The organism is Brachybacterium sp. GCM10030252, from assembly GCF_042666535.1.
Taxonomy (GTDB): Bacteria; Actinomycetota; Actinomycetes; order Actinomycetales; family Dermabacteraceae; genus Brachybacterium.
The window spans coordinates 1-23,777 of the sequence record NZ_JBHTDM010000006.1; the positions used below are offsets into that span (position 1 = coordinate 1).

Genomic DNA, 23,777 nt, shown 5'->3' on the forward strand with positions numbered 1-23,777 from the left:
TCTTACCCGTGCCCACGCCGCAGCACTCATGAACACCCCGATCTCACTGAACCCCACCTCAACGACTTGCATCCCGCAAGCCGCTTGACATAGGAGATACCCATGAGCACTGATCCCGGCCCGGACTCCGAGGCTCGCCCCTGGCTGCTCGTCGTCGACGCGCAGCAGATCTTCGCCGATCCCGCCTCGGAGTGGGCCTCGCCGTTCTGGGGCGGGGCCTGGGAGCGGATCCGCGAGCTCGCTGTGGCCGTCGGGCCCGAGCGGACCGTGCTGACCCGGTGGCTGCCGACCGCCGATCGGCGCACCGCCTGGGGCGACTACTTCGCCGCCTGGCCGTTCGCCGACGTACCGGCGGAGGATCCGCTGTACGACCTGGTCGAGCAAGCACGCGGCCTCTCCGCCCACCCCACCGTCGACGAGCCGACCTTCGGGAAGTGGGGGCCGCAGCTCGCAGCGCGGATCGGCGCCGCACCCGGAACCGGCCCGCACCTGCTGGTCACCGGTGTCTCCACCGATTGCTGCGTGATCGCGACCGTGCTGGCGGCGGCCGATGCCGGCATGCGCGTCACCGTGGTCACCGATGCCGTCGCCCACTCCACCCGCGAGAACGGCGCGGCCGCCCTGCACACCATGGGCCTGTTCGAGCCGCAAGTCGATCTGCGCACCACCGGCGACGTGATCGCCGGCGCGAGGTCCTGAGCCCATGTCGTCGGTCCCGCCACCACTGCTCACCCTCGGGCACGGCCGCCTCGACCGTGCTGACCTCGCCGATCTGCTGCGCGGCGCCGGCATCGAGCGCCTGGTCGACGTACGCCGCTTCCCCGGCAGCCGCGCGAACGAGGCCGCCTCCCACGGCGCGATCGAGGAGATCTGCGAGAATATCGGCGTCGTCTACCGCTGGGACGAGCGTCTGGGCGGGCGACGTCGCCTCACCAAGGACGACGATGCCGCGTCCGCCGATCCCTGGTGGCGGGTCGCGCAGTTCCGCGCCTATGCGGCCTGGACCCGCAGCGACGAGTTCCGGGCCGGGATCGCCGAGCTCCTCGCCGACTGCGCCCGGCAGCGCACGGCGGTGATGTGCTCGGAGTCCGTGTGGTGGCGCTGCCATCGCCGCCTCATCGCCGACGTGATGCTCCTCGAGCACCAGGTGCCTGTCGAGCACCTGATGCCGTCCGGCCAGCTACGCACCCATGAGTCGAGCGCCGGCGCCCGACTAGATGCCGACGGGCACGTGGTCTGGGACCGGACCGAGCCCGAGGACCGGGCCGAGGACAAGGACAGAACCGACCCGGAGGACCGCGGCGACTAGGCAGAAATCCGTTGCCGCCCTTCGCGCCCCCGGATAGCGTCCGGCACATGCACACACTCCCCCGCACCGCCCTGATCACCGGCGTCGGCCGCCGTCGCGGCATCGGTGCCGCCATCGCGCGGGGTCTCGCCGCCGACGGCTTCGACCTGGCCCTGAACTACTTCGAGGACTACGACCGCCGCATCTACGGCGAACCTGCCGACGTCGAACTCCTGGCCGACGAACTGCGCGCCGGCGGCCGACGGGTCGACCTCGTACCCGGCGATCTGTCGGATCCGGAGATCCCCGAGACCCTGATCGCATCGGCCCAGGAGTCGCTCGGCCCGATCGGCGCCCTGGTCACCTGCCACTGCGAGTCGGTCGATTCCTCGATCCTGGACACGACCGTGGAGAGCTTCGACCGCCACTATGCCGTGAACGTCCGCGCCAACTGGCTGCTGCTGAAAGCCTTCGCCGAACATGTCGAGGCCGGCGCGGACACCCCGGGCGGCGCGATGATCGCGCTGACCAGCGACCACACCGTGCACAACCTCCCCTACGGCTCCACGAAGGCCGCATTGGACCGCCTGGTGCTGGCCGGGACCCATGAACTGGCCGACCGCGGCATCCGCACCAACCTCATCAACCCCGGCCCGATCGATACCGGCTGGATGAGCGATGAGGTGCGCGATTCGGCCGCTTCCGCGACGCCCGGCGGGCACCTCGGCGAGCCAGAGACCGTCGCGAACCTGGTGCGATTCCTGGTCTCCGAGCAGGGCGAGTGGATCCGGGGACAGCTGCTCTACTCCAATGGGGGCTTCGCCTCCCCGGCGCTCTGAACCGCGGCCCCATTCCCCCGAAACGTGGCGATTCCGGCACGTCTCGGGGGAACGGTTGCGCGCGTCGCGGCGCGCGGGTCGCGCAGGCGCGCGGGCGGACCGCTCAGATCCCGCGACGCAGCACGAACACGCCGCCGCGGTCGAGCACGGCCCAGGCCTTCTTGGTGCGCGGATCCACGCCGTAGGTGCCCACCGCATGGCCCTCGTGGTAGGGCCCCTTGACGAACTTCTTGGTCCCGGCGTGGTTCGCGTCCACGGCGTTGATCCAGGAGCCGTCCTCGCCGCGAGTGGCGAGCCCGTAGCTGCCATCGGCCCGGAACGCGCGGGCGCCGCCGCTGAGCTCGAGGACGAAGCGGTCGGCCTCATCGGTCTCGTCGGCCTCGGGCAGCTGACCGGTCACGGACTCGTCGTTCAGCGTCAGGTTCTCGTGGATGCCCGTGAGGTGGAAGCGGGGCGAGGCGTCGCCGTCCCCGGCGTCCTGCCAGCCGGTGGCGATGTGCTTGGACAGGGCCCGCCCGGCGTAGTCGGACGTCTCGGCGGTGTTGACACCGTCGAGGATCCTCGCGGTGGTGCCCTCGAACTCGTCGCTGACCACGGTGTAGGACTCCCCCGGGCCGACGAGGAACTCCTGGCCGTTCAGGGAGCGGCCCCAGCGCTCGCGCCAGTACCAGCCGCTCTCCGGCGGGGTGACGTTCATGTACGTCGGCCCGTAGTCGGCGCCGGTGCTCATGGAGTAGAAGTCGACGTAGAGCATCGGGCCGTCGACGGTGATGAGGTAGTGGCTCAGCGTCCACAGCTCCTCGGCGAGCACAGTCTCGGACGGGCCGCCGTAGGTCTCGTCGATGGAGGGGACATCCGGCGTGTAGAACTTGGCGCTGTCCGAGCCGGCGATGAGCTGCTCGATGGAGTGCCGGCCGTCGGCGCTGGTGATCACCGAGCGCTTGTGGTGGTGATCGTGGCCGCCCCACAGGAACGCGACCCCGCCCTCGTCGCAGATCTGCAGGAACCGGTCCACCCCGTCGGGATTCTCGGAGGGATCGCTGCCGAAGAGGTTGTCGACGTGGTTGCCGCCGATGAGGTTCTTGTGCGCGGCGATGATGCAGTGCATGTCCGCGCCGCGGCTCATCACGCGCTCCTCGATCCAGTCGAGCTGGTCGAGGATGTTGTCGCCGGTGGAGCCGGAGCCGTCCGGACGGGTGAACTGGTCGAGCATGATGAGGCGGACGTTCTCGACGTCGAAGGAGTAGGACAGCCCCTTCAGCACCTCCGAGGGGGATGAGAAGTTCGTCGCCCCGCCGAGCGGGTTCTCGCCCTCGCCCATGTGCTGGGGGAAGACCTGCGGCAGCTCCTGGCCGGCCGTCGCGGAGGACTCGTGGTTGCCCCGCAGGGTGTAGAAGCCGATGCCGGCGTCGTACAGCGGCTGGACCAGTTCGCCCTTGATCGGCAGCGTGCGCACGTCGGGACGGCCGTTGTAGCTGTCCTCCTCCCGATCGACGTTGTCGCCGACCTGCACCAGGAAGGCGGCGCCCTCGTCGATCATGCGCTCATTGATCATGCGCTGGAGGCCGCCGGCGATGGAGCCGGGGTTCTCCCCGTCAGCGTCCGCGCCCCACTGGGTGTCGCTCATCAGGCCGAAGGTCCACGCGTTCTCGGACAGGGCAGGACGGGGAGCGGCCGAGGCGGCGGCGGTTCCGACGGCGCCGACGGCACCGAGGGCGCCGACGCCGATCGGGAGCTGCAGGAGGGTGCGACGGTCGATACGGCTGGGAGCGGGCATGGGCGGGTCTCCTCGGGTCAGGCGGCGGGGGCTGCTCGTGTCAGGCGGCGGGGCCTGATCGGGATCGAGCACCCGCGAGACTAGGGACCTCCTGCGACCAGGATCTGACCTGCACACCAACGACGGATGACCGCGGGAGGTCCGGTCGGCGAAGTCGCCGCCGGCCCGGCGGCCCTCACCGCAGCGGCCCGGTGACCCCCTCGGCCGCGGCCAGCACCGACCCGTCCCGCAGCCGCGCCTCGGCCTCGGCGATGTCCGGGGCGAGGAACCGGTCCGGGCCCGGACCCTCGACGGTGCGGCGCAGCACGTCGATCACGGCGCGCGAGGCGGCCGAGGGCTCCAGCGGGGCGCGCAGGTCGATCGCGCGGGCCGCGGCGAGCAGTTCGATGGCCAGCACCCGGCGCAGGTTGTCCACGCTGGTGCGCAGCTTCCGGGCGGCGTGCCAGCCCATCGAGACGTGGTCCTCCTGCATCGCCGAGGACGGGATCGAGTCCGCACTCGCCGGTGCCGCCAGCCGCTTCATCTCCGAGACCAGACCCGCCTGGGTGTACTGGGCGATCATGAAGCCGGAGTCGACGCCCGGGTCGTCGGCCAGGAACGGCGGCAGCCCGTGGGAGCGCGACTTATCCAGCATCCGGTCGGTGCGGCGCTCCGCGATCGAGGCCAGGTCCGCGCTGACCACGGCGAGGAAGTCGAGCACGTAGGCGACCGGGGCGCCGTGGAAGTTGCCGTTGGAGGTGACGGTGCCGTCCTCGAGCACGACCGGGTTGTCGATGGCGGCCGCCAGCTCCCGGTCGGCAACGGTGCGGGCATGCTCGATGGTGTCGCGCACGCCGCCGGCGACCTGCGGGGCGCAGCGCAGGGAGTAGGCGTCCTGGACCCTGGAGCCCTCGGCGGCGACATCGGCGATGATCGGCGAGTCCTGCAGCACGGCCAGGATGTTCGCGGCCGAGGCGGCCTGCCCGGGGTGCGGGCGCAGCGGCGTGTGCAGCTCGGGGTGGAAGACGGTGTCGCGGCCGCGCAGACCCTGCACGGTCAGGGCCGTGGTGAGGTCCGCGGCGCGCACCAGCTCGTCGAGGTCGGCGAGGGCCAGCAGCAGCATGCCGAGCATGCCGTCGGTGCCGTTGATCAGCGCCAGGCCCTCCTTCTCCTCGAGCAGCACGGGCTCGATGCCGGCCTCGGCCAGCAGCTCGGGCACGGGGCGCTCGACGCCGTCACGGTCCCGGGCGCGCCCCTCCCCCATCAGCACGATCGCGCAGTGCGCGAGCGGGGCGAGGTCGCCGGAGCAGCCGAGGGAGCCGTACTCGTGGACGATCGGGGTGATGCGGGCGTTCAGCAGCGCCAGCATCGTCTCGACCACGACGGGGCGCACGCCGGTGCGGCCGGAGGCGAGGGTGCGGGCGCGCAGCAGCATCAGGGCGCGCACCACCTCGGGCTCGACCTCGCCGCCGGCGCCTGCGGCGTGGGAGCGGATCAGGGAGCGCTGCAGGGCGTGGCGCTGGCTGGGCGGGATGGAGGTGTCCGCGAGCGCTCCGAATCCGGTCGAGACGCCGTAGACGGGGGTCTCGCCGAGGGCGAGGTCCTCGATGTGGGTGCGCACCCGGGCGACTTCTTCGCGGGCGGCGGGGTCCAGACGCACCTCGGCGCCGCGGCGGGCGACGGCGAGCACGTCGGCCGCGGTCAGGCCCGAGGTCGACAGGGTGATGGTGCGGTTCCCGGCGGCGGGATGCGGGGCGGTGGTCATCGGTGGTCGTCTCCTGAGGTGAGGGGGCGTCGTACTCTGCGGCGATGGGGGACGTGTGGCAGCAGGTGTGGCCGGAGCTGCTCGACGCCGGAGTGCTGGTCGTGGCGATGGCGGGCGTCGTGCTGCTGACGATCCACACGGTGCGGCGTCCGCACCGTCATCGCCGGCATCCCACGCGCCGTCGGGCCCCGCGGCTGATGGCGGTCATCGCCGTGGTGGTCTACCTGGTGGCCGCTCTGATCGCGGTGGTCGGCACGACCGAGGACGAGGACCCGGCCAACGCCCGGCAGATGCTGATCGCCGGGGCGCTGCTGTCGCTGCTGGCCCTGTTCCTGCTGTGGGTCTACGTGATCGTCTACGTCGAAGCGGGCCCGGAGGCGCTCATCCAGCGGGACATCGCCGGCCGCACGCACACCATCCGCTACGAGGACATCACCCGGATCTACGAGCGCACGGCCCGGCTGGGCTATTTCGTGGTGGTGGAGGGGCGCGACGGGACGAGGATCCAGGCGGGCCCGGGCCTGTTCGACTGGGGCCCGTACCAGCATTGGCGCCGGACACAGATGCCTCGCCGGCGCTAGCGCGCGCGGGACCGCGGTGGCACGGCGAGTCTCGGCGACGTTCAGCGCCGCGGTCGCGGGAGGAGCCGTGAGGGGCCGGCGGACCGCGGTCACAGCAGCAGGTGCGCCAGCGGCGCGGTGATCAGCATCGTCAGCATCACGCGCTGGATCCAGATGATCACCAGCCGGCCCACGCTGATCGGGATCGAGGTGGCCAGGATCGAGGGCACCAGGGCGGAGAAGAAGATGATCTGCGAGACGGCGGTGACGCCGATGGTCAGGCGCAGAACGTCGGAGGGATGGCCGGCGACGGCTGTGGCCGGCAGGAACATCTCGGCGATGCCCATCGCGGCGGCCTTGCCCGCCAGTCCCGGATCCGGCAGGCCGACGAGGTAGGCGACGGGCACGAACAGCCAGCCCACGACGTCGAAGACGGGGGTGTAGGTCGCCAGCAGCAGGCCGGCTAGGCCGATCGAGAGGATCGAGGGGACGATCGCGGAGGACATCCGCACGCCGTCGCGGAACGTCGACCAGGTCCCCCGTCCCAGGCCAGGTGCGCTGGACAGGGCGCGCATCGCCTCGGCCCAGGCGGCGGCGAACCGATTGCCGCGCGCGACCGGCTCCGGGAGGTGCGTGACGCCCTCGAAGGTGTCGGGCGCGACGGTGCGCAGCGGCGGGATCCGCACGGTGATCGCTGTGACCGCGAAGGTCACGGCGAGGGTGAGCACGAAGTACAGCGTCCAGTGGTCCATGAGATCCAGGGTGCTGGCGACGATGACCATGAACGTCGCCGAGACGGTCGAGAAGCCGGTGGCGATGATCGCGGCCTCCCGGCCGGTGTACCGGCCCTCGCGGTAGACCTTGTCGGTGATCAGCAGGGCGAGCGAGTAGGAGCCGACGAAGGAGGCGACCGCGTCGACGGCGGCGCGTCCCGGCACCTTCCACACCGGGCGCATGATCGGCTGGACCAGTACGCCGATGAACTCCATCAGTCCGTAGCCGACCAGCAGCGCGAGGAACACGGCGCCGACGGGCACGATGAGGCCGACGGGGATGGCGAGCTTGTCCCACAGGAACGGGCCGATGTCGGGGTTGGCGAGCGGCCCCGGGTAGTAGCCGGCGGCCGCGCACACGGCGACGGCGAGGCCGACGACGTTCGCGAGCGCGAAGAAGGTCCGCAGCGCCCCATTGCGCCAGGTGCCGGTGGCGAACGGGCGGACCGTGCCCAGCGCCACCAGAGCCACCACGACCCAGGGCACCACGGGGCCGAGCACCCATTGCACGAGGCTCAGCACGTGGTCGACGAGGATCGTGGAGCTGCCGGCGATCTCGACGGTCACGAAGAACATCGCCAGGCCGATGGCGCTGTAGACCACGAAGCGCCACCGGTGCGGCGGGGTGGAGCGCGCTCCATCGGGCGAGCCGGCGGCGGAACCGGGCTCGGGACGGGGCGCAGGGGTCGCGGGCGTCGTCATCGACGTCCTCCTCAGGGCAGGGGGATCCCGGCCCGCCAGACCCGGTGGGTCAGCGGCATGCCGGGGCGGTAGGCGAGATGGATGGCGGCGGGGGCGTCGAGCACGTGGAGGTCGGCGCGGGCGCCGACGGAGAGGTGGCCGACGTCCTCGCGGTGCAGGGCCTGGGCCCCGCCGCGGGTGGCGGCGCGGATCGCTTCGGCCAGCGTCAGGTGCATCTGCAGCACGGCGGTGGCCACGCAGAAGCTCATGGAGCTGGTGTAGCTGGTGCCGGGGTTGCAGTTCGAGGCGATCGCGACGCTCGCCCCCGCGTCCAGCAGCTCCCGGGCCGGAGCGAGGGGTGCTCGGGTGGAGAGGTCGCAGGCCGGCAGCACGGTGGCCACGGTGCTCTCGCGGGCCGCAGCGAGCGCGTCGATGTCGGCGGCGCTGACGTGGTTGACGTGGTCGACGCTGGCCGCTCCCAGCTCCACGGCGAGCGCGACCCCGCCGGAGGCACCGAGCTGGTTGCCGTGCACCCGCAGGCCCAGCCCCGCGTCGGCACCGGCGCGCAGGACGCGCTCGGACTGCGCGGGGGTGAAGGCGCCGCTCTCGCAGAACACGTCGATCCAGCCGACGTACGGGGCGACGGCCTCGAGCATCTCACCCGTGACCAGGTCGACGTACCCCTCGGCGTCTCCGCCGAACTCGGAGGGTACGAGGTGGGCGCCGAGGAAGGTGACCTCGTCGAGCTCCCCGTCGGCCTTGAGCTGCGAGGCGAGGCGGGCGGCGCGCAGCTCCTCGGCGACGGTGAGTCCGTACCCGGTCTTGGTCTCCAGGCACGTGGTGCCGCCCCGGGCGGCCTCGGCGATGCGGGCGCGCACCAGGTCCCGCAGGCGCTCGTCGGCCGCGGCGCGGGTCGCCGAGGTGGTCACGCCGATCCCGCCGGCGGCGTAGGCCTGCCCGGCCATGCGGGCCTCGAACTCTCCCGCGCGGTCGCCGTCGAAGACGAGGTGGGTGTGGGAGTCGACCCAGCCGGGCAGGACCGCCCTGCCACCGAGGTCCTCGCGTGCGTCGGCCGACGGGGCCTGGGCCGACGGGCCGGTCCAGGCGACGAGCCCGTCCTCGATCACCACGGCCGCGTCGCGCACGACCTGCTCGTCGGTGACCGTGCCCGGGCGCGCGGGGTCATCGCACGCGGGGTCCAGGGTCCACAGCTCGCTGATACCGGTGAGCACGGTGCTGGTCACAGGAATACCTCCGGATGCGGATGAGCGGGGGCGGATGGGCAGGGGCGGATGCGCGAGGGCGGATACGCAGCTGCGGCTCGGGCCGGCTCGGCGCGGCACCGCGGCGGCCCGGGGCCTCAGTCGCGGCGGGTAGGAGTCATCGGGACCCGCACGCCGCGCTCGTGGGCGACCTCGTCGGCCCGGGAGTAGCCGGCGTCGACGTGGCGGAACACGCCGGTGGCGGGGTCGTTGGTCAGCAGGCGCTCGAGCTTGCGGGCTGCCAGCTCCGTGCCGTCGGCCACCCCGACCTGGCCGGCGTGGATCGACCGGCCGATGCCGACGCCCCCGCCGTGGTGGATCGAGACCCAGGTCGCGCCGGAGGAGGTGGCGGTCAGAGCGTTCAGCAGCGGCCAGTCGGCGATCGCGTCGGACCCGTCGAGCATGGATTCGGTCTCGCGGTACGGGGAGGCGACGGAGCCGGAGTCGAGGTGGTCGCGGCCGATGACGATGGGGGCCTTGACCTTCCCGTCGCGCACCAGGTCGTTCAGGAGCATGCCGGCGAGGTGGCGTTCGCCGTAGCCGAGCCAGCAGATGCGGGCGGGCAGGCCCTCGAACTCGACGTACTCCCCGGCGGCGTCCAGCCAGCGGTGGAGGTGCTCGTTGTCGGGGAAGAGCTCCTTCATCGCGGCGTCGGTGACGGCGATGTCCTCCGGGTCACCGGACAGCGCCACCCACCGGAACGGGCCCATGCCCTCGCAGAACAGCGGGCGCACGTAGGCGGGGACGAAGCCGGGGAAGGCGAAGGCGCGGTCGTAGCCGGCGTGGCGGGCCTCGTCGCGGATGGAGTTGCCGTAGTCGAAGACCTCGGCGCCGGCGTCCTGGAACTCGACCATGGCCTGGACCTGGCAGGCCATCGCCTCGCGGGACTTCTTGGTGAAGCCCTCCGGGTCCGCCTCCGCCTCGCGCTGCCAGTCCTCGACGGTGACCTCGGCGGGCAGGTAGGACAGCGGGTCGTGGGCGCTGGTCTGGTCGGTGACCACGTCGATGTGCACCTCGCCGGCGCGGTGGCGCTCCAAGAGCGCGGGGAAGACGTCGGCGGCGTTGCCGACGATCCCGATCGAAACGGCGCGGCGCTCGGCGCGGGCGGCGCTGGCGCGGGCGACGGCGTCCTCGAGGTCCTCGGCGATCTCGTGGAGGTAGCGCTTGGCGACGCGGCGCTCCAGGCGGCTGCGGTCGACGTCGGCGATCAGGCACACCCCGTCGTTCAGGGTGACCGCGAGGGGCTGGGCCCCGCCCATGCCGCCGCAGCCGCCGGTCAGGGTGATGGTGCCGGCCAAGGTGCCGCCGAACCGCTTGGCGGCCACGGCCGCGAAGGTCTCGAACGTGCCCTGGAGGATGCCCTGGGTGGCGATGTAGATCCAGGAGCCCGCGGTCATCTGCCCGTACATGGTCAGGCCCTCGGCCTCGAGGCGGCGGAACTCGGGCCAGGTGGCCCAGTCGCCGACGAGGTGGGAGTTGGCCAGCAGCACGCGCGGTGCCCATTCGTGGGTGCGCAGCACGCCGACGGGCTTGCCGGACTGGACCAGCAGGGTCTCGTCGTCCTCGAGGTCGCGGAGGGTCTCGGTGATCGCGTCGAAGGCCTCCCAGGAGCGGGCCGCACGGCCGGTGCCGCCGTAGACGACCAGGTCGTCGGGGCGTTCGGCGACCTCGGGGTCGAGGTTGTTCATGAGCATCCGCAGCGGTGCCTCGGTCTGCCAGGACTTCGCGCTGAGGGCGGTGCCGCGCGGGGCGCGGACGGGGCGGGCTCCGGGGAGGGTCATCGTCGGTTCCTTCCGTGGCGGGGATTCGGTCCAGCTCACCACGCCCGGGCGTCCCGGGCGAGACCTGCCGGCCCGGTTATGTCCGGAATACCGGACAACTGGTCGCAGGCCAGTAGCCCGGTCAGGAGACGACGGAGGTCTGGGAGCTGCCGGAGTCCTCGGCGGCACGCTCCTTCTGGACCAGCTCCCAGGTGCGGATGAGGCGCGGGAAGGCGAGCATGAGCAGCCCGCCCAGCACATTCAGCGGGACCACCCAGGCGAACCAGATCAGCCAGTCCACGTACGAGATCGCCGCTCCGGCGTGCATCGCCCCGAAGATCACCACAGCGTTCAGGGCGCCGTGGAGCATGCCGAGCCCGACCACGAGGAAGCCGGCGATCAGCGAGTTCGCCAGCGTCACCATGCCCTCGCTGGAGCCCTGATTCATGCGGGTGATCAGGGTGATCGTGAACCCGGCCAGCAGCGCCAGGGAGACCGTCTCGCTGGTCAGGCCTTTCTCCATGTAGCCGGTCGCGGTCTCCGTCAGCACGGACTCGAAGCGGGGGAAGGCGGCGACCACGAACCACATGAACAGCCACCCGCCGATCAGGTTCATCGCCAGGGTGACCACCCACAGCCGCACCAGCTGCCACCAGGTGCCGCGACGGGCCATCACGGCATTGATGGGCAGCAGGAAGTCCTCGGTGAACAGCTCGGAGTGCGCGAGGCGGCAGGCGAACAGGCCGATGCCGAACGCGAGCCCGCCCAGCAGTTTGGAGTCGGTGGCCTCGAGCACGGCGAGCATCGCCATCAGGCCCAGGCCTACGTCGATGCCGCCGAACAGACCGGTGATGATCTGGGCGCGCCAGGTGCGATTGAGCTTGTTCGCGCCTTCGGCGACGGTGTTCTGGAACTCCTCGACGAGCTTGTCCTCGACGGGCTCGTCGGACTCACCGAGCCGGGCACGCTCGTCGGCTTCGGAGGGCTGCTGCTCAGGAGCCATGGGTCCGTCCTCACGCTCGCACGTCGGGTCGACGAAGGATACCAACAGCCCCGTGTCCACGGACGGGACGCCAGTCGCAGCTGCCCGGTCATATGCGCAGCACCGTCGACCGACGTCCCGTCGGCGGTCAGGTCCGGCTGGGCGAGCCCGAGCCGACCGGACCGTGCAGGCGGCGGGTCAGCTCACCGGCCGCCTCGCGCACCGCCACCGCCAGCCGGGCCCGGTCCTCGTCGCTCGTGTGGTCCTCGACGAAGGTCAGCGCGACCGCGGCGGCCGGCCACCCGGTGTGATCGCGCACCACGGCGGCAAGGGAGGAGAGCGTGTCGGTGACCTCCCCGGTCTCTTCGGCGACGCCCTCGCGGCGCACGTCGGCCAGCAGCGCCCGCAGCTGCTGCGGCGTCGTGGGCCCGGGGGCGGAGGTGCGGGCGGTGAAGTCGGCCTCGCGGCCGTAGAGGCTGCGCAGCTGCGCCGGCGGGAGCTCGGCCAGCAGCGCCCTCCCGCTCGCGGTCAGGTGGGAGGGGATCCGTACGCCCACATCCGTGACCAGGCTGGGCCGGTTCCGGGCACGCTCCTCGACGATGTACAGCACGTCACGACCGTGCAGCACGGCGAGATGACCCGACTCCCCCACCTCGTCGACCAGGTTTTCGACGACCCGTCGGCCGATGCGTGCGAGGGGCTCCTGCCGGGCGTACCCGCCGGCCAGCTCGAACGCCGCGGGACCGATGCCGTAGAGCCGCTCGGAGGCGAGGTGGAGGGCGAAGCCGCGTTCGACGAGCACGCTGAGCAGGTCGTACGTGGTCGAGCGGGGCAGGTCGAGGTCGCGGGCGATCTGGATCGCGGGCACGGGGGTGCGCTGCGCGGCGAGGTACGTCGTCAGCTGCAGTGCCGCATCGGCGGCGGGAACCTTCGGTGCCATGATGGGGCCAGCATGCCACCGCATCACAGGGAGGTCGCCATGGATGCCGCTGCTGCATCCGCACGCGCATGGACGGGCCGGCTGGACGGCCACGGCACCGAGCACGCCCGCTGGCACATGATCGTGGACACCGAGGAGCCGAGCATCGCCGATGTCGCGCTGCTGGGATTCCGGTCCGACGAAGGCGTGCGCCGCAACCGGGGCCGCCCCGGCGCGGCCGACGGGCCCGGGGCCCTGCGCCGCGCACTGGGGCCGATGGCACTGCACGGGGAGATCGGAGCCGGGCGCCGCCGCATCGTCGACCTCGGTGATGTGGCTGTGGACGGGCAGGACCTCGAGAGCGGGCAGGAGCAGCTGGCGGCCCGGCTCGGGCAGGCGCTGCGGACGACGGGAGATCGCGGCGGCCTCTCCCTCGTGCTCGGCGGCGGGCACGAGACGGCGTGGGCCTCCTATCGCGGTCTCGCGGCCTCCGGCCGACTTGACGATGGCGCCCGCTGGGGTGTGCTGAACCTCGATGCCCACTTCGATCTGCGCCGGGAGGAGCGGCCGACGTCGGGCACGCCGTTCGCGCAGATGGCCGATGCCGAGGCGGCCGCCGGGCGGGAGCTGAACTACGCCGTGCTCGGCATCGCCGAGCCCTCGAACACGGGCGTGCTGTTCGAGGAGGCCCGACGGCTCGGCGTGCGCTGGCTGACCGACGAGCAGTGTGCCGACGGCGGAGCCGAGCAGGTCACCGCGTTCGTCGAGGATTTCACCGCTGACCTGGACCTGCTGTATCTGACGATCGATCTGGACGTGCTGCCGGCGGCCGTCGCGCCCGGCGTCTCCGCTCCGGCTGCCTACGGCGTGCCCGTGCCGGTGATCGCGGCGGCCGTCCGAGCTGCGGCCGGCAGCGGGAAGCTGGCCCTGCTGGACGTGGTGGAGCTGAATCCCGCCCTGGACGTGGATTCCCGCACCGCGCGCACCGCGGCTCGACTCATCGATGACGCCGTGCGGCACGCCGTCGGCGCCCGGTAGTGAGTCGTCGGCGCCCGGTAGTGAGTCGGGTCGGACCTGGCCAACGCTCCCTCGCCCGACGCCGCTGACGGCCGACGGCTGACGACTGACGGCGAGCGACAGGCGGCAGGCGACAGGCGGCGGGCGGCTGACGGCGGGCAGCGGACGGCTGACTCTTGCCGAGCCGGCTTCTCAGAGCGGCTGGTCGCTCTCGCGCAGCCAGTCCTCGAGCGTCATGTCGTCGACCTCGGCGTCGGCAGGGATCAGTCCGCCGGTGGCGAGGCCGCGCCCGAGGTAGGGCAGCTCCGTGACCAGGCGCGGTGACCTGCCGGCGAGGCTGCCGCGGGTGGCGAGGATGCGCCGGACGAGCTCGGCGCTGGTGAGCTCCTCGGGGCCGCGGATGGCGGCGGTCCTGGTGGCGGCATCGTTGCCCGACGCGTCGCCGTCGCCACGCTCGACCGGGACACCGCTGGTGACGAGCGGGTCGTTCTCGATCTCGCGCTCGATGAAGCTCGCGACACGGGCCGCGGCGACCGGGGCCATCCGCATGGTCGGCAGCACCGCGACCGGGCCCAGGCTCGCCTGGGACAGGATCGATCCGGCCAGCTCGTACCACTGGGTGGAGTGGATGATGGTCGCCGGGATGCGAGCCTCCCGGTAGAGGCGCTCCTGGGCGGCCTTCCCGCGGTAGTAGCCCATCAGGCGGTTCACGGCGGGATCGGCGGCTCCGGCGATCGAGACGCAGACGACGCGGCGGACCCCGCCGCGCTCGGCGGCCCGGGCGACCTTCTGCGCCGTGCGGGTGAAGTACGAGACCGCGCGGTCACCGCGGATGGTGGCGATGTTCAGGGCATCGACGGCGACGTCGGCCCCGGTCAGCGCTTCCTCCAGACCGGTGCCGCGGAATGCGTCGACGCCGCTCGCCCGGCTGAGGGGGCGCACGCTGTGGCCGGCGGCTTCGAGGCGGGTGACGAGGTGGCGGCCGATGGTGCCGGTCGCTCCGAGCACGGCGATATCCATGGCCTCACAGTAGGCGCGGAGGAAAGCGCCGGGAAGCCCCGGATCACCGGTCGCGTCGCCCATGGGGTCAGCGCAACTTCTTGGTCTGGTACGCGACCTGACTGCGCTCAGGCAGGGTGACTCGGCGCTGACCGCCATATAGCTGCATCCCCTCCGGCGGCGCGAGCGTTGGCGGAGGGCTGCTGGGGCAATGCGACGAACCACCGCCCCGAGCGGTTATCGCCGGGCGTCAGTGGCCGGTAGAGCCGTCACCGGGCGGCCGCCAGCGTTCGTTGACCAGCTGGAACAGACGGCAGTCCGCCCACTGGCCTCCCAATCGCAGGAAGGACGGGGCCAGGCCGAACTCCGCGAAGCCGCAGCGCTGGAGGACCCGCACCGAGGCGTCGTTGCCGACCTGCACCTCGGCCTGCAGCCGGTGCAGGCCGAGCCCACCGAAGGCGACGGCGATGGCGGCGCGCACGGCGTGGGTGGCGATGCCGCGGCCGGTGTCGGCGTGGTCCACCCAGTACCCGAGCGAGGCGAACTCGGCAGCGCCGCGGACGATGCCGGTGAAGCTCAGGCGCCCCACCAGACGGCTGCTGCCGTTCTCCTCGAGCCAGATCGTCAGCGGCAGGCCGCGGCCGGCTTCGCGATCCTCGACAGCCTGAGCGATGGCGGCGCGCTGCCCGGCCTCGGTGAACCAGTTCGCCGTCCGCTCCGGAGCGCCGATCAGCAGACGCTCGCGGTTGCGGGACTCGAGCTCGGCCAGCGCCGGGGCGTCGGAGGGAGCCAGCAGACGCAGGGTCACCTGCTCGGCGCCGACTGGGCGCGCGGTCTGCTCCCTCATGCGGCACATCGTGCCAGAGGGATCGGGTCAGTACCCGGTGCGCCCGTCGATCCGCTCGCGCAGCAGATCCAGGTGGCCGAGGTGGCGGGCGTACTCCTCGATGAGGTGGGTGAGGATCCAGCGCAGGTTCACCGGCTCACCCTTCCGCAGCCCGCGCACCGGGCCGTCGAGATCGCTCCAGCTCGCCTGGGCCGCCCGGGCGGCCTCGATCTCCTGGCGGTAGCGCTGGACGTCGGCTTCGGCAGTGGCCGGGTCCACGTCCTCGAAGTCGCCATCGGGATTCTGCGGCGTGCTGTAGTAGTCCGGGACGGCCTCGCCGAGGGTGACCTCGCGCAACCAGTGCGCCTCGACCTCGGTCAGATGGCGCACGATACCGATCGGGCTCAGGGCCGACGGGGGCGCGGAGCGCCGGCACAGCTGCTCGGCGTCGAGGCCGTCGATCTTCAGCAGCAGGGTCTGGCGGTGGAAGTCCACCCAATGGTCGAGAGTCTCGCGCTCGGTCGCGGTCATCGGGCCGAATCGGCGGGGGTCGGGAGTGCTCATGGAGAGCGATCCTGGCACGCCGTTCACGGAGCAACCAGGGATTATCGCGCTGCGCCGAGTAAGATCGGGCATCCCCAGCACAGGAGTCGAGATGGCGTCGTCCAACCCCGCGGACCCCACGGCCCTGCTGGATCCTGCGTCCCCCGCGATGGGCGAGCGGCTCGTCGAGGCCTGGCGCACCGGTGTGCTGGTCCTGCCCCTGCGGGACGAGTCCTCTCCGGTGCGGCTGCCGGGGCTGCACAAGTCGGTGCTCCCACCCTCGCTGTCCGGGCAGGCACGGGTCTCGCTCGCCGGCGTCGGTGAGCACTTCGCCGCCTGGCGGCTGGTCCCGCAGGAGAACGCACCGCTGATCGTGCGGATCCCCCACGTGCCCCTCGCCGAGATGCCGCAGGAGCTCGCTCACGAGATCGCCGCGCTGACTCTGGTCCCGCCCGACGTCGGCCCGCAGCCGATCGCGTTCCACGACGAGCCGGCCGACGCGGGGTCCCCGCCCGCCGGGGCAGGTGGCCCAGCGCCCGGCGGCGACCCCGGGGACCCGGCACCCAGCCCCATCGGCCATCCCTTCGTCGTCACCTCCGAGATGCCCGGCACCGCCGCCGTGCCGGAGGCCTGGACCGCGCAGCACCTCGCCGCGCACGCCGCCCACCTCGCGCACCTGCACTCGGTGCCCGCTCCCGGGCGGGGCCCGGTGACCCTGGGACGGAACCCCTGGGCGGCGATCCCGCGCGGCACGCCGTCGCTGCTGAGCGAGGTCGAGGCCGAGGTGGAGAGCTGGCGCTCCCGGCACGGTGCCCTGATCCGGGAGCTCGCGCTCGAACCGATCCTGGACGCGGCCCTGTCCCGCGTGGCGACGGTCGAGAGCGACATTGCCCAGCTGGACGGCTTCGTCCTCGCCCACGGCGACCTCTGCGCCACCAACATCATGTGGGACCGGCCCGTGGAGACCGCGGAGCCACCGGCCGTCGGCTACATCGACTTCGAGTGGGCACAGGGCGATGATCCCGCCCGCGACCTGGCCATCATCGGCGGCGCCGTGCACGGCGGACCCTGGTACGTCCCGCTGGACGAGGACCAGGTCAGCGCCTTCGTCGACGCCTATGTGCGAGCGCGCGCCGAGCACGGGCCCGTGCCTGCCTCGGTGGCCGACGTCGGCGCGCTGCGCCGGCGGATGCGAGCCTGGACGGCGTACGAACGCACCGCGATGCTGGTCCACGTCGCCTCCCGCGCCGCGACCCGGGCCGCCCACCGCCAGGTGCTGCCGGTCCTCCGCGGCACCCTGGCCGAGGAGCTCGGGCTCGACGACACCCACCGCTGAACTCCCACGGGTGAGAGTGCCCACGCCTGGGCGCAAGTGGTGGCGCGCCGAGCGCATCGGCATACGGTGGGGGCATGAGTGACTTCGTGAAGAACAGTTCCGGTGCCCCCGCGGGATACTTCGCCGCCGAAGCCGCCGGGCTGCGCTGGCTGGCAGAGCCGCAGGCCGTCCCCGTCGTGCCCGTCCTCGAGGAGGGCAAGGACTTCCTGCGCCTGCAGCAGCTGACGACGACCGCTCCGAGCGCCGGGGCGGCCCGCGAGTTCGGCCGCGGCCTGGCTCGTCTGCACGACGCCGGCGCACCGGACTTCGGCTGGACCCCGGCCGAGGCGGCCTGGTTCGGCCCCCTGGAGAACCCCTTCACCGTCTCCACCTCCACGCACGCCGACTTCCCCGACTACTACGCCGACGACCGCCTGCGGCCGCTGGCCGACAAGGTCACCCGCACGCTCGGGGCCGACGGCCACGACACCGTGGACGAGGCGATCGACATGATCGCCGACGGGGCGTACGACGGCATCAGCGGACAGGGCTCCGAGGAGCCCGCCCGTGTCCACGGCGACCTGTGGTCCGGCAACCTCATGTGGACCGAGGACGGGGTGACGCTGATCGACCCGGCCGCCCACGGCGGCCACCGCCTCGAGGACCTCGCGATGCTGTCGCTGTTCGGCGCACCCCACCTGGACGAGATCTTCGAGGGGTACGAGGCCGAGCACCCGATGCCGGGCGACTGGCAGCAGGACCTGCCCGCCCACCTGTTCTTCGGTCTGCTCGCCCACGTCCACCTGTTCGGCGAGGCCTACGCCGACCAGGCCGTGGCCACCGCCGAGGCGATCATCGCCCGGGCGGACCAGCTGGGCTACTGAGCGTCCCCGAACCAGGCACGCAGCTGCAGACGCAGCTCGTCCGGGTCTTCGCCGGCCCACGCCACGTAGCCGTCGGGGCGCAGCAGCACAGCCGGCGCCTCGAGCTCATCGCTGACCTCGACCATGTGGTCGACGCGGTCGGCCCACCCGGTCACGGAGAGGCGACCGGTCCCGCCGAGCAATAGGCCCCGTCCCTCCCGCATCAACTCGTACAGACGCCCGGCGGGCAGCGCGAGGTCGCGCAGCCGACGGCCCACCATCTCGTGGCCGGATCCCATGTCGTAACGGATTCCGGTGCCGATGACCTTCTCGAGCAGGAACCGGTTGACCTCGTCGAACTCCGCCAGCTCGGCCAGCAGCCGGCGCACCGCCTGGGGGCCGGGCTCCGGCGAGATCAGCTGCGACTGGGCACGCGTCGTGGTCAGCACGTCATCGGCCACCGGCCGGCGTTCGCTCTCGTACGTATCCAGCAGCGTCTGCGGTGCCCAGCCCTGGACGGTCGCGGCGAGCTTCCAGCCCAGATTGAACGCGTCCTGGATGCCGAGGTTCAGTCCCTGGCCTCCCATGGGCGGGTGGACGTGCGCGGCGTCGCCGGCGAGGAGCACGCGGCCGGCGCGGTAGTGCTCGGCCAGACGGGTCGCATCGGTGAACCGCGACAGGGATCGCGGCGAATGGATGCCGAAGTCGGTCCCGGCGTAGGCGCGAAACTGTTCGCGGAACTCGTCGAGCGACGGCGGGACGGCGCGGTCCTCGGCCACCGTCGCGGCGGGCACGACGGCGCGATACACACCGTCCTCCCCCGCCGGGCCGATCCCGAAGCCGCGATGGCGCGTGCGGACGTCCTCCGTGATCGCGGCGATCTCGTCGGCCGGCGTCGTGGCCACCATCTCCCCGAGCAGCCATTCGGTCGTGGCGGCCTGCCCGGGGAAGCCGACGCCGAGCGTCTTGCGCACCAGGCTCCGGCCGCCGTCGCAGCCGACCAGCCAGCGCGAGCGCAGCCGCTCGCCCCCGGCCAGCTCGACGGTGACCCCTTCCTCGTCCTGCTCGACGCCGCTGACTGCCTCACCGCGACGGACCTGCGCCCCGAGCTCGACGGCCCGCTCGGCCAGCAGCCGGTCGGTGATCGTCTGCGGAATGCCGAGGACGTACCCGTGCGCCGTATCCATATCGTCCGGCCAGGGCCGGGAAACACCCGCGAAATCCGCGGCGCGTGGATATTTCCGGCCGTGCTCGAGGAACCGGTCCAGCAGGCCCCGCTGGTCCATGATCTCGATGCTGCGCACGTGCAGGCCCAATGATCGCGCCAGCCGGCCCGGCACCGCATCCTTCTCCACCACCAGGACGTCCACGCCCTGGAGCCGCAGTTCGCTCGCCAGCATCATGCCGGTCGGGCCGCCCCCGCTGATGATCACGTCGTCCATGAATGCCTCCCCCTCAGAATCGACCGCGGCTTCCGGAATCGACCGCGGCCGCATATCCTGCCGCCCCGGAGGGGTCTTGCGGCAAGCCCCGGGTCCGTCTATATTCTGAAAATGCAGGGTCCGGGGCGTTGCGTCCGGGACTCGTCCCCCGGAGACGTTCGGGGACTCTCCCCTCTCAGCCCTCGCCGCTGTCAGCCCGCGTCGACAGCGAGCCCCGCCGCGTCAGTGGTGATCCTGTCGCCACCGCCGTACGAACTCCCCCGGGGTGAGCCCCGTCGAGAACCCCCGCGGGCGGACGTGCCGCCCGCGGGGCGCCCGGAGCCTTCCACGCAGTGACGCGCAGACGGCCGGCGGGCGGTGAGCCACGGACTCAGTGGTCGTGGCCCTCCTCGTCCTCATGGTCATGGCCCTCGTGGTCATGGCCCTCGTGGTCATGGCCCTCGTGGTCGCCGCCGGCGTCGCTGGCCTCGCCCTCGTGGTCATGACCCTCGTGATCGTGGCCCTCTTCGCCCTCACCGCCGGAGACGTCGTACTCGCCAGAAGCGGTGCCGGTGGCCACCTGGATCTCGTGCGGGACGACGGGCAGGTCGAGCTCGCGGTAGACCTCGCCGCTGGCGATGTCGACCATGGAGAGCTTCTGCGCCTCGGGGTCGACGACGAAGGCCGTGCCGTCGGCGACGGCCATCATGGGGCCGGGCTGCTGCCACTCGTCGGGCTCGGTCCACTCGCCGGTGACGGGAACCTCGTGGAGCATCTCGCCGGTCTCGGGGTCGAGGATGTTCAGCTCGCCGTCGGCGGTCAGAACCAGTGCCTCACCCTCCGGGCCGCGGTCCAGGGAGCGGAACCAGTATTCGGAGCCGAGGTCGACGGTCTGCATGGAGTCGTCACGGGTGTCGATCAGGGCGATCTCGGTGGGGCGCTCGATGCCGCCCTCGGGCTCTGCCTCGACCTTGTGATCGGCCAGCACGATCGGGGAGGACTCGACGCCCTTCTGGTTCCCCGAGCGCTGGTAGTCCGTCTCGACCGGGACCTTGTGGAACTCCCCGTCGCGATAGATCACGGGCCCGTTCTCGCAGCCCAGGGAGATGACGTCGCCGGACTCCGTGGGCTGGGCGGCGGCCTCGCCGTGCACGCCCGGGCAGTCGTCGGTCTCGGCGGTGACGTTGCCGTCCGCGTCGAGCACCTGGACGGTGCTGCGGGCGTCCTCGGTGCCCTGGGTGACGAGCATGCCTCCGTCGGACAGCGGCACGGCGACACCGTGGTGCGGATCCTCGGTGCTGGTCTCCTCGAGCACCCCGAGGTCGCCCTCGGCCAGCTGGGACGGGTCGATGACGGTGACGTCGCCGGTGCCGTCGGCGAACAGGGCCGTGCGGTCCCCGTGGGGAACCACGTGGCCCGGATGCGGGGCGTCGACCCCGAGGTCCGTCAGCAGCGGCTCCTGCTCGTAGTAGTGGAAATGGTCGCCGTGCGCCTGGGCGATCAAGCCGGTGTCGTACATCGTGATCGCGTCGGCGGCGCTGACGGCGACATGGCGACCGTCGCCCGCGGGATTCAGGCGGACGTAGCCCTCGAGCTCGGCACTGCCCAGCTCGGTGCCGTCGGTGGAGTCCAGCGTGGTGACGCCGCCGTCGTGGGCGAGGACGATGCGCGGGCTGAGCGCACCGACCTCGACCTGCTCCGGGGCGGACTCGGCAGCCCCGTCGGACGCCCCGGAGGAGCCGCCGTCCGACGCTCCGCCCGAGTCCCCGCCGCTGCAGGCGGCCAGCGCCAGCACGCCCGCTCCGGCGAGCGCCACCACCCGTCGCTTCATGATAATGCTTCTCATAGTATCCATGGGTGAGAGGTTAGCAGTAGCTGAGAATCGTTCCCAGCTGAGGGCCTGTGCCCTGAGTCACTGCGTCGCCAGGGCGCGCGGGAAACGCCGGCCGCACTGGATCAGTGCGACCGGCGTTCTCGAACGGGCTGACGAGGAGCAGGGACCGTCGGCCCCGCCGGATCAGACCACGCCGAAGGCGATCATGGCGTCGGCGACCTTGCGGAAACCGGCGATATTGGCGCCCACCGCGTAGTCCCCGGGGCGGCCGACCTCCTCCGCCGTCTCGAGGCAGGTGGTGTGGATGTCCTTCATGATCTGCGTGAGCCGCTGCTCGGTGTACTCGAAGCTCCACGCGTCACGGCTGGCGTTCTGCTGCATCTCCAGCGCGCTGGTGGCCACTCCCCCGGCGTTGGCGGCCTTGCCCGGGCCGTAGGCGACGGCGGCCTCGGCGAAGAGGTCCACGGCCTCCGGCGTGCAGGGCATGTTGGCGCCCTCGGCAACCGCCAGCACCCCGCCCTCGATGAGCCCGCGCGCCGCGTCGGCATCGAGCTCGTTCTGGGTCGCGCACGGCAGCGCGATCTCCACAGGCACGTCCCAGACCTGGCCGTCCTCGACATAGCGGGCGCGCCCGCCGCGGCGCTCGGCATACTCGGAGATCCGCCCCCGCTCGGCCTCCTTGATCTGCTGCAGCAGCGGGAGGTCGATCCCGTCCTCGTCGATGACGCAGCCCGAGGAGTCCGAGGCGGTCACCGGGATCCCGCCGAGCTGCTGGACCTTCTCGATCGCGTACAGCGCGACGTTGCCGGACCCGGACACGGCCACCCGGCGGCTCTCGACGGAGCTGCCGCGGGCGCGCAGCATCTCGTCGGCGAAGATCGCCACGCCGTACCCGGTGGCCTCCTTGCGCACCAGCGAGCCGCCCCAGTCCAGGCCCTTGCCGGTCAGCACCCCCGCCTCGTAGCGGTTCGTCAGGCGCTTGTACTGGCCGAAGAGGTAGCCGATCTCGCGGGCCCCGACGCCGATGTCCCCGGCCGGGACATCCGTGTGCTCGCCCAGATGGCGGTACAGCTCCGTCATGAACGACTGACAGAAGCGCATCACCTCCCCGTCGGAGCGGCCGCGCGGATCGAAGTCGGAGCCGCCCTTGCCGCCGCCGATCGGCAGCCCGGTCAGCGAGTTCTTGAAGATCTGCTCGAAGCCGAGGAACTTCACGATGCCGAGGTTCACGCTGGAACGGAATCGCAGGCCGCCCTTGTAGGGGCCCAGCGCGGAGTTGAACTCGACGCGGAAGCCGCGGTTGACCTGGACGGTGCCCTGGTCATCGACCCACGGGACGCGGAAGATGATCTGCCGCTCGGGCTCGCACAGACGCATCAGCACGTTGGCGTCCGCATACTCGGGATGCTTGCCCTGCAGCACCTCGAGAGATTCGAAGACCTCGCGCACGGCCTGATGGAACTCTGGTTCCCCCGGATTTCGGCGAAGGACCTGGTCGAGGGTGTCCTGGAGGGGCGTGGCAGTCATGCGGTGTCCTCTCGTGGTGAAGCGCTCACCCCACCATGGTCAGGCATCTGCATGCGCCCGGGCCTCGTCGTCTCGCCGGCCGCTCTCGACCACTCGTTCCACGTCGTGCCGGGCCGGCACGCCCGGCGTTACGCTCGCCGCGCGCGAAGCGACCCATACCGACGGTGACGTGCATGGAGGTGCCGATGCTGCAGCGGATGCAGGAGAGAGCAGGTTCGCTCGGGGCAGCGGTGTACGCGGCCGTGCTGGCACTGGTGGTCCTGGCGGCGGCCGGTGCCGTAGGTCTCATGCTGCACCAGCCATGGCTCTTCCCCAGCCTGGGGCCGACGGTCATGCTGTTCTTCGAATCGCCCCAGCAGAAAGCGTCGCGGCCGCTGAACGCCCTGATCGGGCACGCAATGGCGCTGTTGGCGGGGATCGCCGCGGTCCTCGGGCTCGGTCTGGTGGGCGCGCCGTCGGCCGCCGAGGGCGGACTGACCCCGGCCTACCTCGTCGCCGGCGCCGGCTCGCTGGCCGTGACCACGTTCGTCCTCACCGCCCTGCGCACCCCGCACCCGCCGGCCGGGGCGACGACCCTGATCGTCAGCCTGGGCGTGCTCTCGGGAGCGGCCGCGTGGGCGTCGATGGCCGGGGCCGTGGTGCTGGTCACCGCGCTGGGTTGGGGACTGAACCTCCTGCTGGGCACGCGTCCCGCCGGCGCGCCGGCTGCGGGAGGGGGCACGAGCCGGGAGGCCGACGCGAGCCACGGGGACAGCACCGGCTGAGCCCGTGCCGGCTGCCGCGCCGCCGCGCCGCCGCGCCGCCGGAAGGAATGCAACTTTATGGCGGCCAGCGCCGAGTCACCCCG

The 23,777-nt window shown here is 72.1% G+C and carries 21 protein-coding genes; 8 read left to right on the forward strand and 13 right to left on the reverse strand.

The window, feature by feature from the left end; genetic code table 11:
- Nucleotides 1–102: 102 nt before the first annotated feature.
- From ACFQRJ_RS04835 to ACFQRJ_RS04845, 3 genes are read left to right on the forward strand one after another with little or no spacing between them, the layout of a single operon-like run.
- Complete coding sequence (locus tag ACFQRJ_RS04835) at nt 103–699, forward strand: cysteine hydrolase family protein (RefSeq protein WP_377017630.1); 597 nt, start codon at nt 103–105, stop codon at nt 697–699.
- Between the two features lie 4 nt (nt 700–703).
- Nucleotides 704–1,309, forward strand: coding sequence for a DUF488 family protein (locus tag ACFQRJ_RS04840; RefSeq protein ID WP_377017632.1), 606 nt, complete (start codon nt 704–706; stop codon nt 1,307–1,309).
- Nucleotides 1,310–1,356: 47 nt separating this feature from the next.
- Nucleotides 1,357–2,127 carry an SDR family oxidoreductase gene (locus ACFQRJ_RS04845; RefSeq protein ID WP_377017634.1) on the forward strand — a complete coding sequence of 257 codons (771 nt, stop codon included), beginning with the start codon at nt 1,357–1,359 and terminating at the stop codon, nt 2,125–2,127.
- Nucleotides 2,128–2,230: 103 nt separating this feature from the next.
- On the opposite strand, the gene ACFQRJ_RS04850 is transcribed toward ACFQRJ_RS04845, so the two are convergent.
- Entirely contained in the window at nt 2,231–3,904 is a 1,674-nt protein-coding gene (locus tag ACFQRJ_RS04850) for a metallophosphoesterase family protein (protein ID WP_377017636.1), read from the reverse strand.
- A gap of 175 nt (nt 3,905–4,079) precedes the next feature.
- Complete coding sequence (hutH, locus tag ACFQRJ_RS04855; RefSeq protein ID WP_377017638.1) at nt 4,080–5,648, reverse strand: histidine ammonia-lyase; 1,569 nt, start codon at nt 5,646–5,648, stop codon at nt 4,080–4,082.
- A gap of 44 nt (nt 5,649–5,692) precedes the next feature.
- Between hutH and ACFQRJ_RS04860 the strand changes: the two genes are divergently transcribed.
- Nucleotides 5,693–6,229 (forward strand): hypothetical protein, encoded by a 537-nt coding sequence (locus ACFQRJ_RS04860; protein WP_377017640.1) that lies wholly within the window; start codon nt 5,693–5,695, stop codon nt 6,227–6,229.
- A gap of 89 nt (nt 6,230–6,318) precedes the next feature.
- Here the strand turns inward: ACFQRJ_RS04860 and ACFQRJ_RS04865 are convergent, their stop codons facing one another.
- The 5 genes from ACFQRJ_RS04865 to ACFQRJ_RS04885 form a co-directional block, all read right to left on the reverse strand.
- Nucleotides 6,319–7,683, reverse strand: coding sequence for a YjiH family protein (locus tag ACFQRJ_RS04865; protein WP_377017642.1), 1,365 nt, complete (start codon nt 7,681–7,683; stop codon nt 6,319–6,321).
- An 11-nt stretch (nt 7,684–7,694) separates the two neighbouring features.
- A complete protein-coding gene (gene hutI, locus ACFQRJ_RS04870; RefSeq protein ID WP_377017644.1) occupies nt 7,695–8,906 on the reverse strand; it encodes an imidazolonepropionase in 1,212 nt (403 codons plus the stop codon).
- Nucleotides 8,907–9,022: 116 nt separating this feature from the next.
- Nucleotides 9,023–10,705 (reverse strand): urocanate hydratase, encoded by a 1,683-nt coding sequence (gene hutU, locus ACFQRJ_RS04875; protein WP_377017646.1) that lies wholly within the window; start codon nt 10,703–10,705, stop codon nt 9,023–9,025.
- A gap of 121 nt (nt 10,706–10,826) precedes the next feature.
- Complete coding sequence (locus ACFQRJ_RS04880; RefSeq protein ID WP_377017648.1) at nt 10,827–11,687, reverse strand: formate/nitrite transporter family protein; 861 nt, start codon at nt 11,685–11,687, stop codon at nt 10,827–10,829.
- Between the two features lie 127 nt (nt 11,688–11,814).
- The gene (locus ACFQRJ_RS04885; protein WP_377017650.1) at nt 11,815–12,606 is read right to left on the reverse strand and encodes an IclR family transcriptional regulator; all 792 of its coding nucleotides are present in this window, start codon (nt 12,604–12,606) and stop codon (nt 11,815–11,817) included.
- Nucleotides 12,607–12,645: 39 nt separating this feature from the next.
- Between ACFQRJ_RS04885 and hutG the strand changes: the two genes are divergently transcribed.
- On the forward strand, nt 12,646–13,623 hold the full coding sequence (gene hutG, locus ACFQRJ_RS04890; protein ID WP_377017652.1) for a formimidoylglutamase: 978 nt from the start codon (nt 12,646–12,648) through the stop codon (nt 13,621–13,623).
- Nucleotides 13,624–13,794: 171 nt separating this feature from the next.
- On the opposite strand, the gene ACFQRJ_RS04895 is transcribed toward hutG, so the two are convergent.
- The 3 genes from ACFQRJ_RS04895 to ACFQRJ_RS04905 all read right to left on the reverse strand — a co-directional run bounded on the left by ACFQRJ_RS04895 (nt 13,795) and on the right by ACFQRJ_RS04905 (nt 15,991).
- Nucleotides 13,795–14,685 carry an SDR family oxidoreductase gene (locus tag ACFQRJ_RS04895; protein WP_377017654.1) on the reverse strand — a complete coding sequence of 297 codons (891 nt, stop codon included), beginning with the start codon at nt 14,683–14,685 and terminating at the stop codon, nt 13,795–13,797.
- Between the two features lie 166 nt (nt 14,686–14,851).
- Nucleotides 14,852–15,448 carry a GNAT family N-acetyltransferase gene (locus ACFQRJ_RS04900; RefSeq protein WP_377017656.1) on the reverse strand — a complete coding sequence of 199 codons (597 nt, stop codon included), beginning with the start codon at nt 15,446–15,448 and terminating at the stop codon, nt 14,852–14,854.
- Between the two features lie 27 nt (nt 15,449–15,475).
- The gene (locus tag ACFQRJ_RS04905) at nt 15,476–15,991 is read right to left on the reverse strand and encodes a DinB family protein (RefSeq protein ID WP_377017658.1); all 516 of its coding nucleotides are present in this window, start codon (nt 15,989–15,991) and stop codon (nt 15,476–15,478) included.
- Here ACFQRJ_RS04905 and ACFQRJ_RS04910 point away from each other — a divergent pair.
- Nucleotides 15,990–17,306, forward strand: a complete 1,317-nt coding sequence (locus ACFQRJ_RS04910) for a phosphotransferase (protein WP_377017660.1) — start codon at nt 15,990–15,992, stop codon at nt 17,304–17,306. The two genes, ACFQRJ_RS04905 and ACFQRJ_RS04910, sit on opposite strands and share 2 nt — an antisense overlap.
- Before the next feature lie 74 nt (nt 17,307–17,380).
- Nucleotides 17,381–18,169, forward strand: a complete 789-nt coding sequence (locus ACFQRJ_RS04915) for a fructosamine kinase family protein (RefSeq protein ID WP_377017662.1) — start codon at nt 17,381–17,383, stop codon at nt 18,167–18,169.
- Here the strand turns inward: ACFQRJ_RS04915 and rox are convergent.
- The 3 genes from rox to gdhA all read right to left on the reverse strand — a co-directional run bounded on the left by rox (nt 18,163) and on the right by gdhA (nt 22,930).
- Nucleotides 18,163–19,590 (reverse strand): rifampin monooxygenase, encoded by a 1,428-nt coding sequence (gene rox / locus ACFQRJ_RS04920; RefSeq protein ID WP_377017664.1) that lies wholly within the window; start codon nt 19,588–19,590, stop codon nt 18,163–18,165. The genes ACFQRJ_RS04915 and rox overlap by 7 nt on opposite strands.
- Nucleotides 19,591–19,960: 370 nt before the next feature.
- Nucleotides 19,961–21,415, reverse strand: a complete 1,455-nt coding sequence (locus tag ACFQRJ_RS04925) for a hypothetical protein (RefSeq protein WP_377017667.1) — start codon at nt 21,413–21,415, stop codon at nt 19,961–19,963.
- A 171-nt stretch (nt 21,416–21,586) separates the two neighbouring features.
- Nucleotides 21,587–22,930, reverse strand: coding sequence for an NADP-specific glutamate dehydrogenase (gene gdhA / locus ACFQRJ_RS04930; protein WP_377017669.1), 1,344 nt, complete (start codon nt 22,928–22,930; stop codon nt 21,587–21,589).
- 185 nt (nt 22,931–23,115) lie between these two features.
- On the opposite strand from gdhA, the gene ACFQRJ_RS04935 reads away from it, so the two are divergent.
- Nucleotides 23,116–23,694, forward strand: coding sequence for an HPP family protein (locus tag ACFQRJ_RS04935; protein ID WP_377017671.1), 579 nt, complete (start codon nt 23,116–23,118; stop codon nt 23,692–23,694).
- Nucleotides 23,695–23,777 lie beyond the last annotated feature (83 nt).

Coding starts and splice junctions, on each gene's coding strand:
- ACFQRJ_RS04850 (WP_377017636.1), bottom strand. CDS start 3,904: ATGCCCGCTCCCAGCCGTATCGACCGTCGCACCCTCCTGCAGCTCCCG.
- rox (WP_377017664.1), bottom strand. CDS start 19,590: ATGGACGACGTGATCATCAGCGGGGGCGGCCCGACCGGCATGATGCTG.
- ACFQRJ_RS04900 (WP_377017656.1), bottom strand. CDS start 15,448: ATGAGGGAGCAGACCGCGCGCCCAGTCGGCGCCGAGCAGGTGACCCTG.
- ACFQRJ_RS04925 (WP_377017667.1), bottom strand. CDS start 21,415: ATGAGAAGCATTATCATGAAGCGACGGGTGGTGGCGCTCGCCGGAGCG.
- gdhA (WP_377017669.1), bottom strand. CDS start 22,930: ATGACTGCCACGCCCCTCCAGGACACCCTCGACCAGGTCCTTCGCCGA.
- ACFQRJ_RS04880 (WP_377017648.1), bottom strand. CDS start 11,687: ATGGCTCCTGAGCAGCAGCCCTCCGAAGCCGACGAGCGTGCCCGGCTC.
- ACFQRJ_RS04835 (WP_377017630.1), top strand. CDS start 103: ATGAGCACTGATCCCGGCCCGGACTCCGAGGCTCGCCCCTGGCTGCTC.
- ACFQRJ_RS04860 (WP_377017640.1), top strand. CDS start 5,693: ATGGGGGACGTGTGGCAGCAGGTGTGGCCGGAGCTGCTCGACGCCGGA.
- ACFQRJ_RS04865 (WP_377017642.1), bottom strand. CDS start 7,683: ATGACGACGCCCGCGACCCCTGCGCCCCGTCCCGAGCCCGGTTCCGCC.
- ACFQRJ_RS04935 (WP_377017671.1), top strand. CDS start 23,116: ATGCTGCAGCGGATGCAGGAGAGAGCAGGTTCGCTCGGGGCAGCGGTG.
- hutU (WP_377017646.1), bottom strand. CDS start 10,705: ATGACCCTCCCCGGAGCCCGCCCCGTCCGCGCCCCGCGCGGCACCGCC.
- ACFQRJ_RS04845 (WP_377017634.1), top strand. CDS start 1,357: ATGCACACACTCCCCCGCACCGCCCTGATCACCGGCGTCGGCCGCCGT.
- ACFQRJ_RS04915 (WP_377017662.1), top strand. CDS start 17,381: ATGAGTGACTTCGTGAAGAACAGTTCCGGTGCCCCCGCGGGATACTTC.
- ACFQRJ_RS04905 (WP_377017658.1), bottom strand. CDS start 15,991: ATGAGCACTCCCGACCCCCGCCGATTCGGCCCGATGACCGCGACCGAG.
- ACFQRJ_RS04885 (WP_377017650.1), bottom strand. CDS start 12,606: ATGGCACCGAAGGTTCCCGCCGCCGATGCGGCACTGCAGCTGACGACG.
- ACFQRJ_RS04895 (WP_377017654.1), bottom strand. CDS start 14,685: ATGGGCGACGCGACCGGTGATCCGGGGCTTCCCGGCGCTTTCCTCCGC.
- hutG (WP_377017652.1), top strand. CDS start 12,646: ATGGATGCCGCTGCTGCATCCGCACGCGCATGGACGGGCCGGCTGGAC.
- ACFQRJ_RS04840 (WP_377017632.1), top strand. CDS start 704: ATGTCGTCGGTCCCGCCACCACTGCTCACCCTCGGGCACGGCCGCCTC.
- hutH (WP_377017638.1), bottom strand. CDS start 5,648: ATGACCACCGCCCCGCATCCCGCCGCCGGGAACCGCACCATCACCCTG.
- ACFQRJ_RS04910 (WP_377017660.1), top strand. CDS start 15,990: ATGGAGAGCGATCCTGGCACGCCGTTCACGGAGCAACCAGGGATTATC.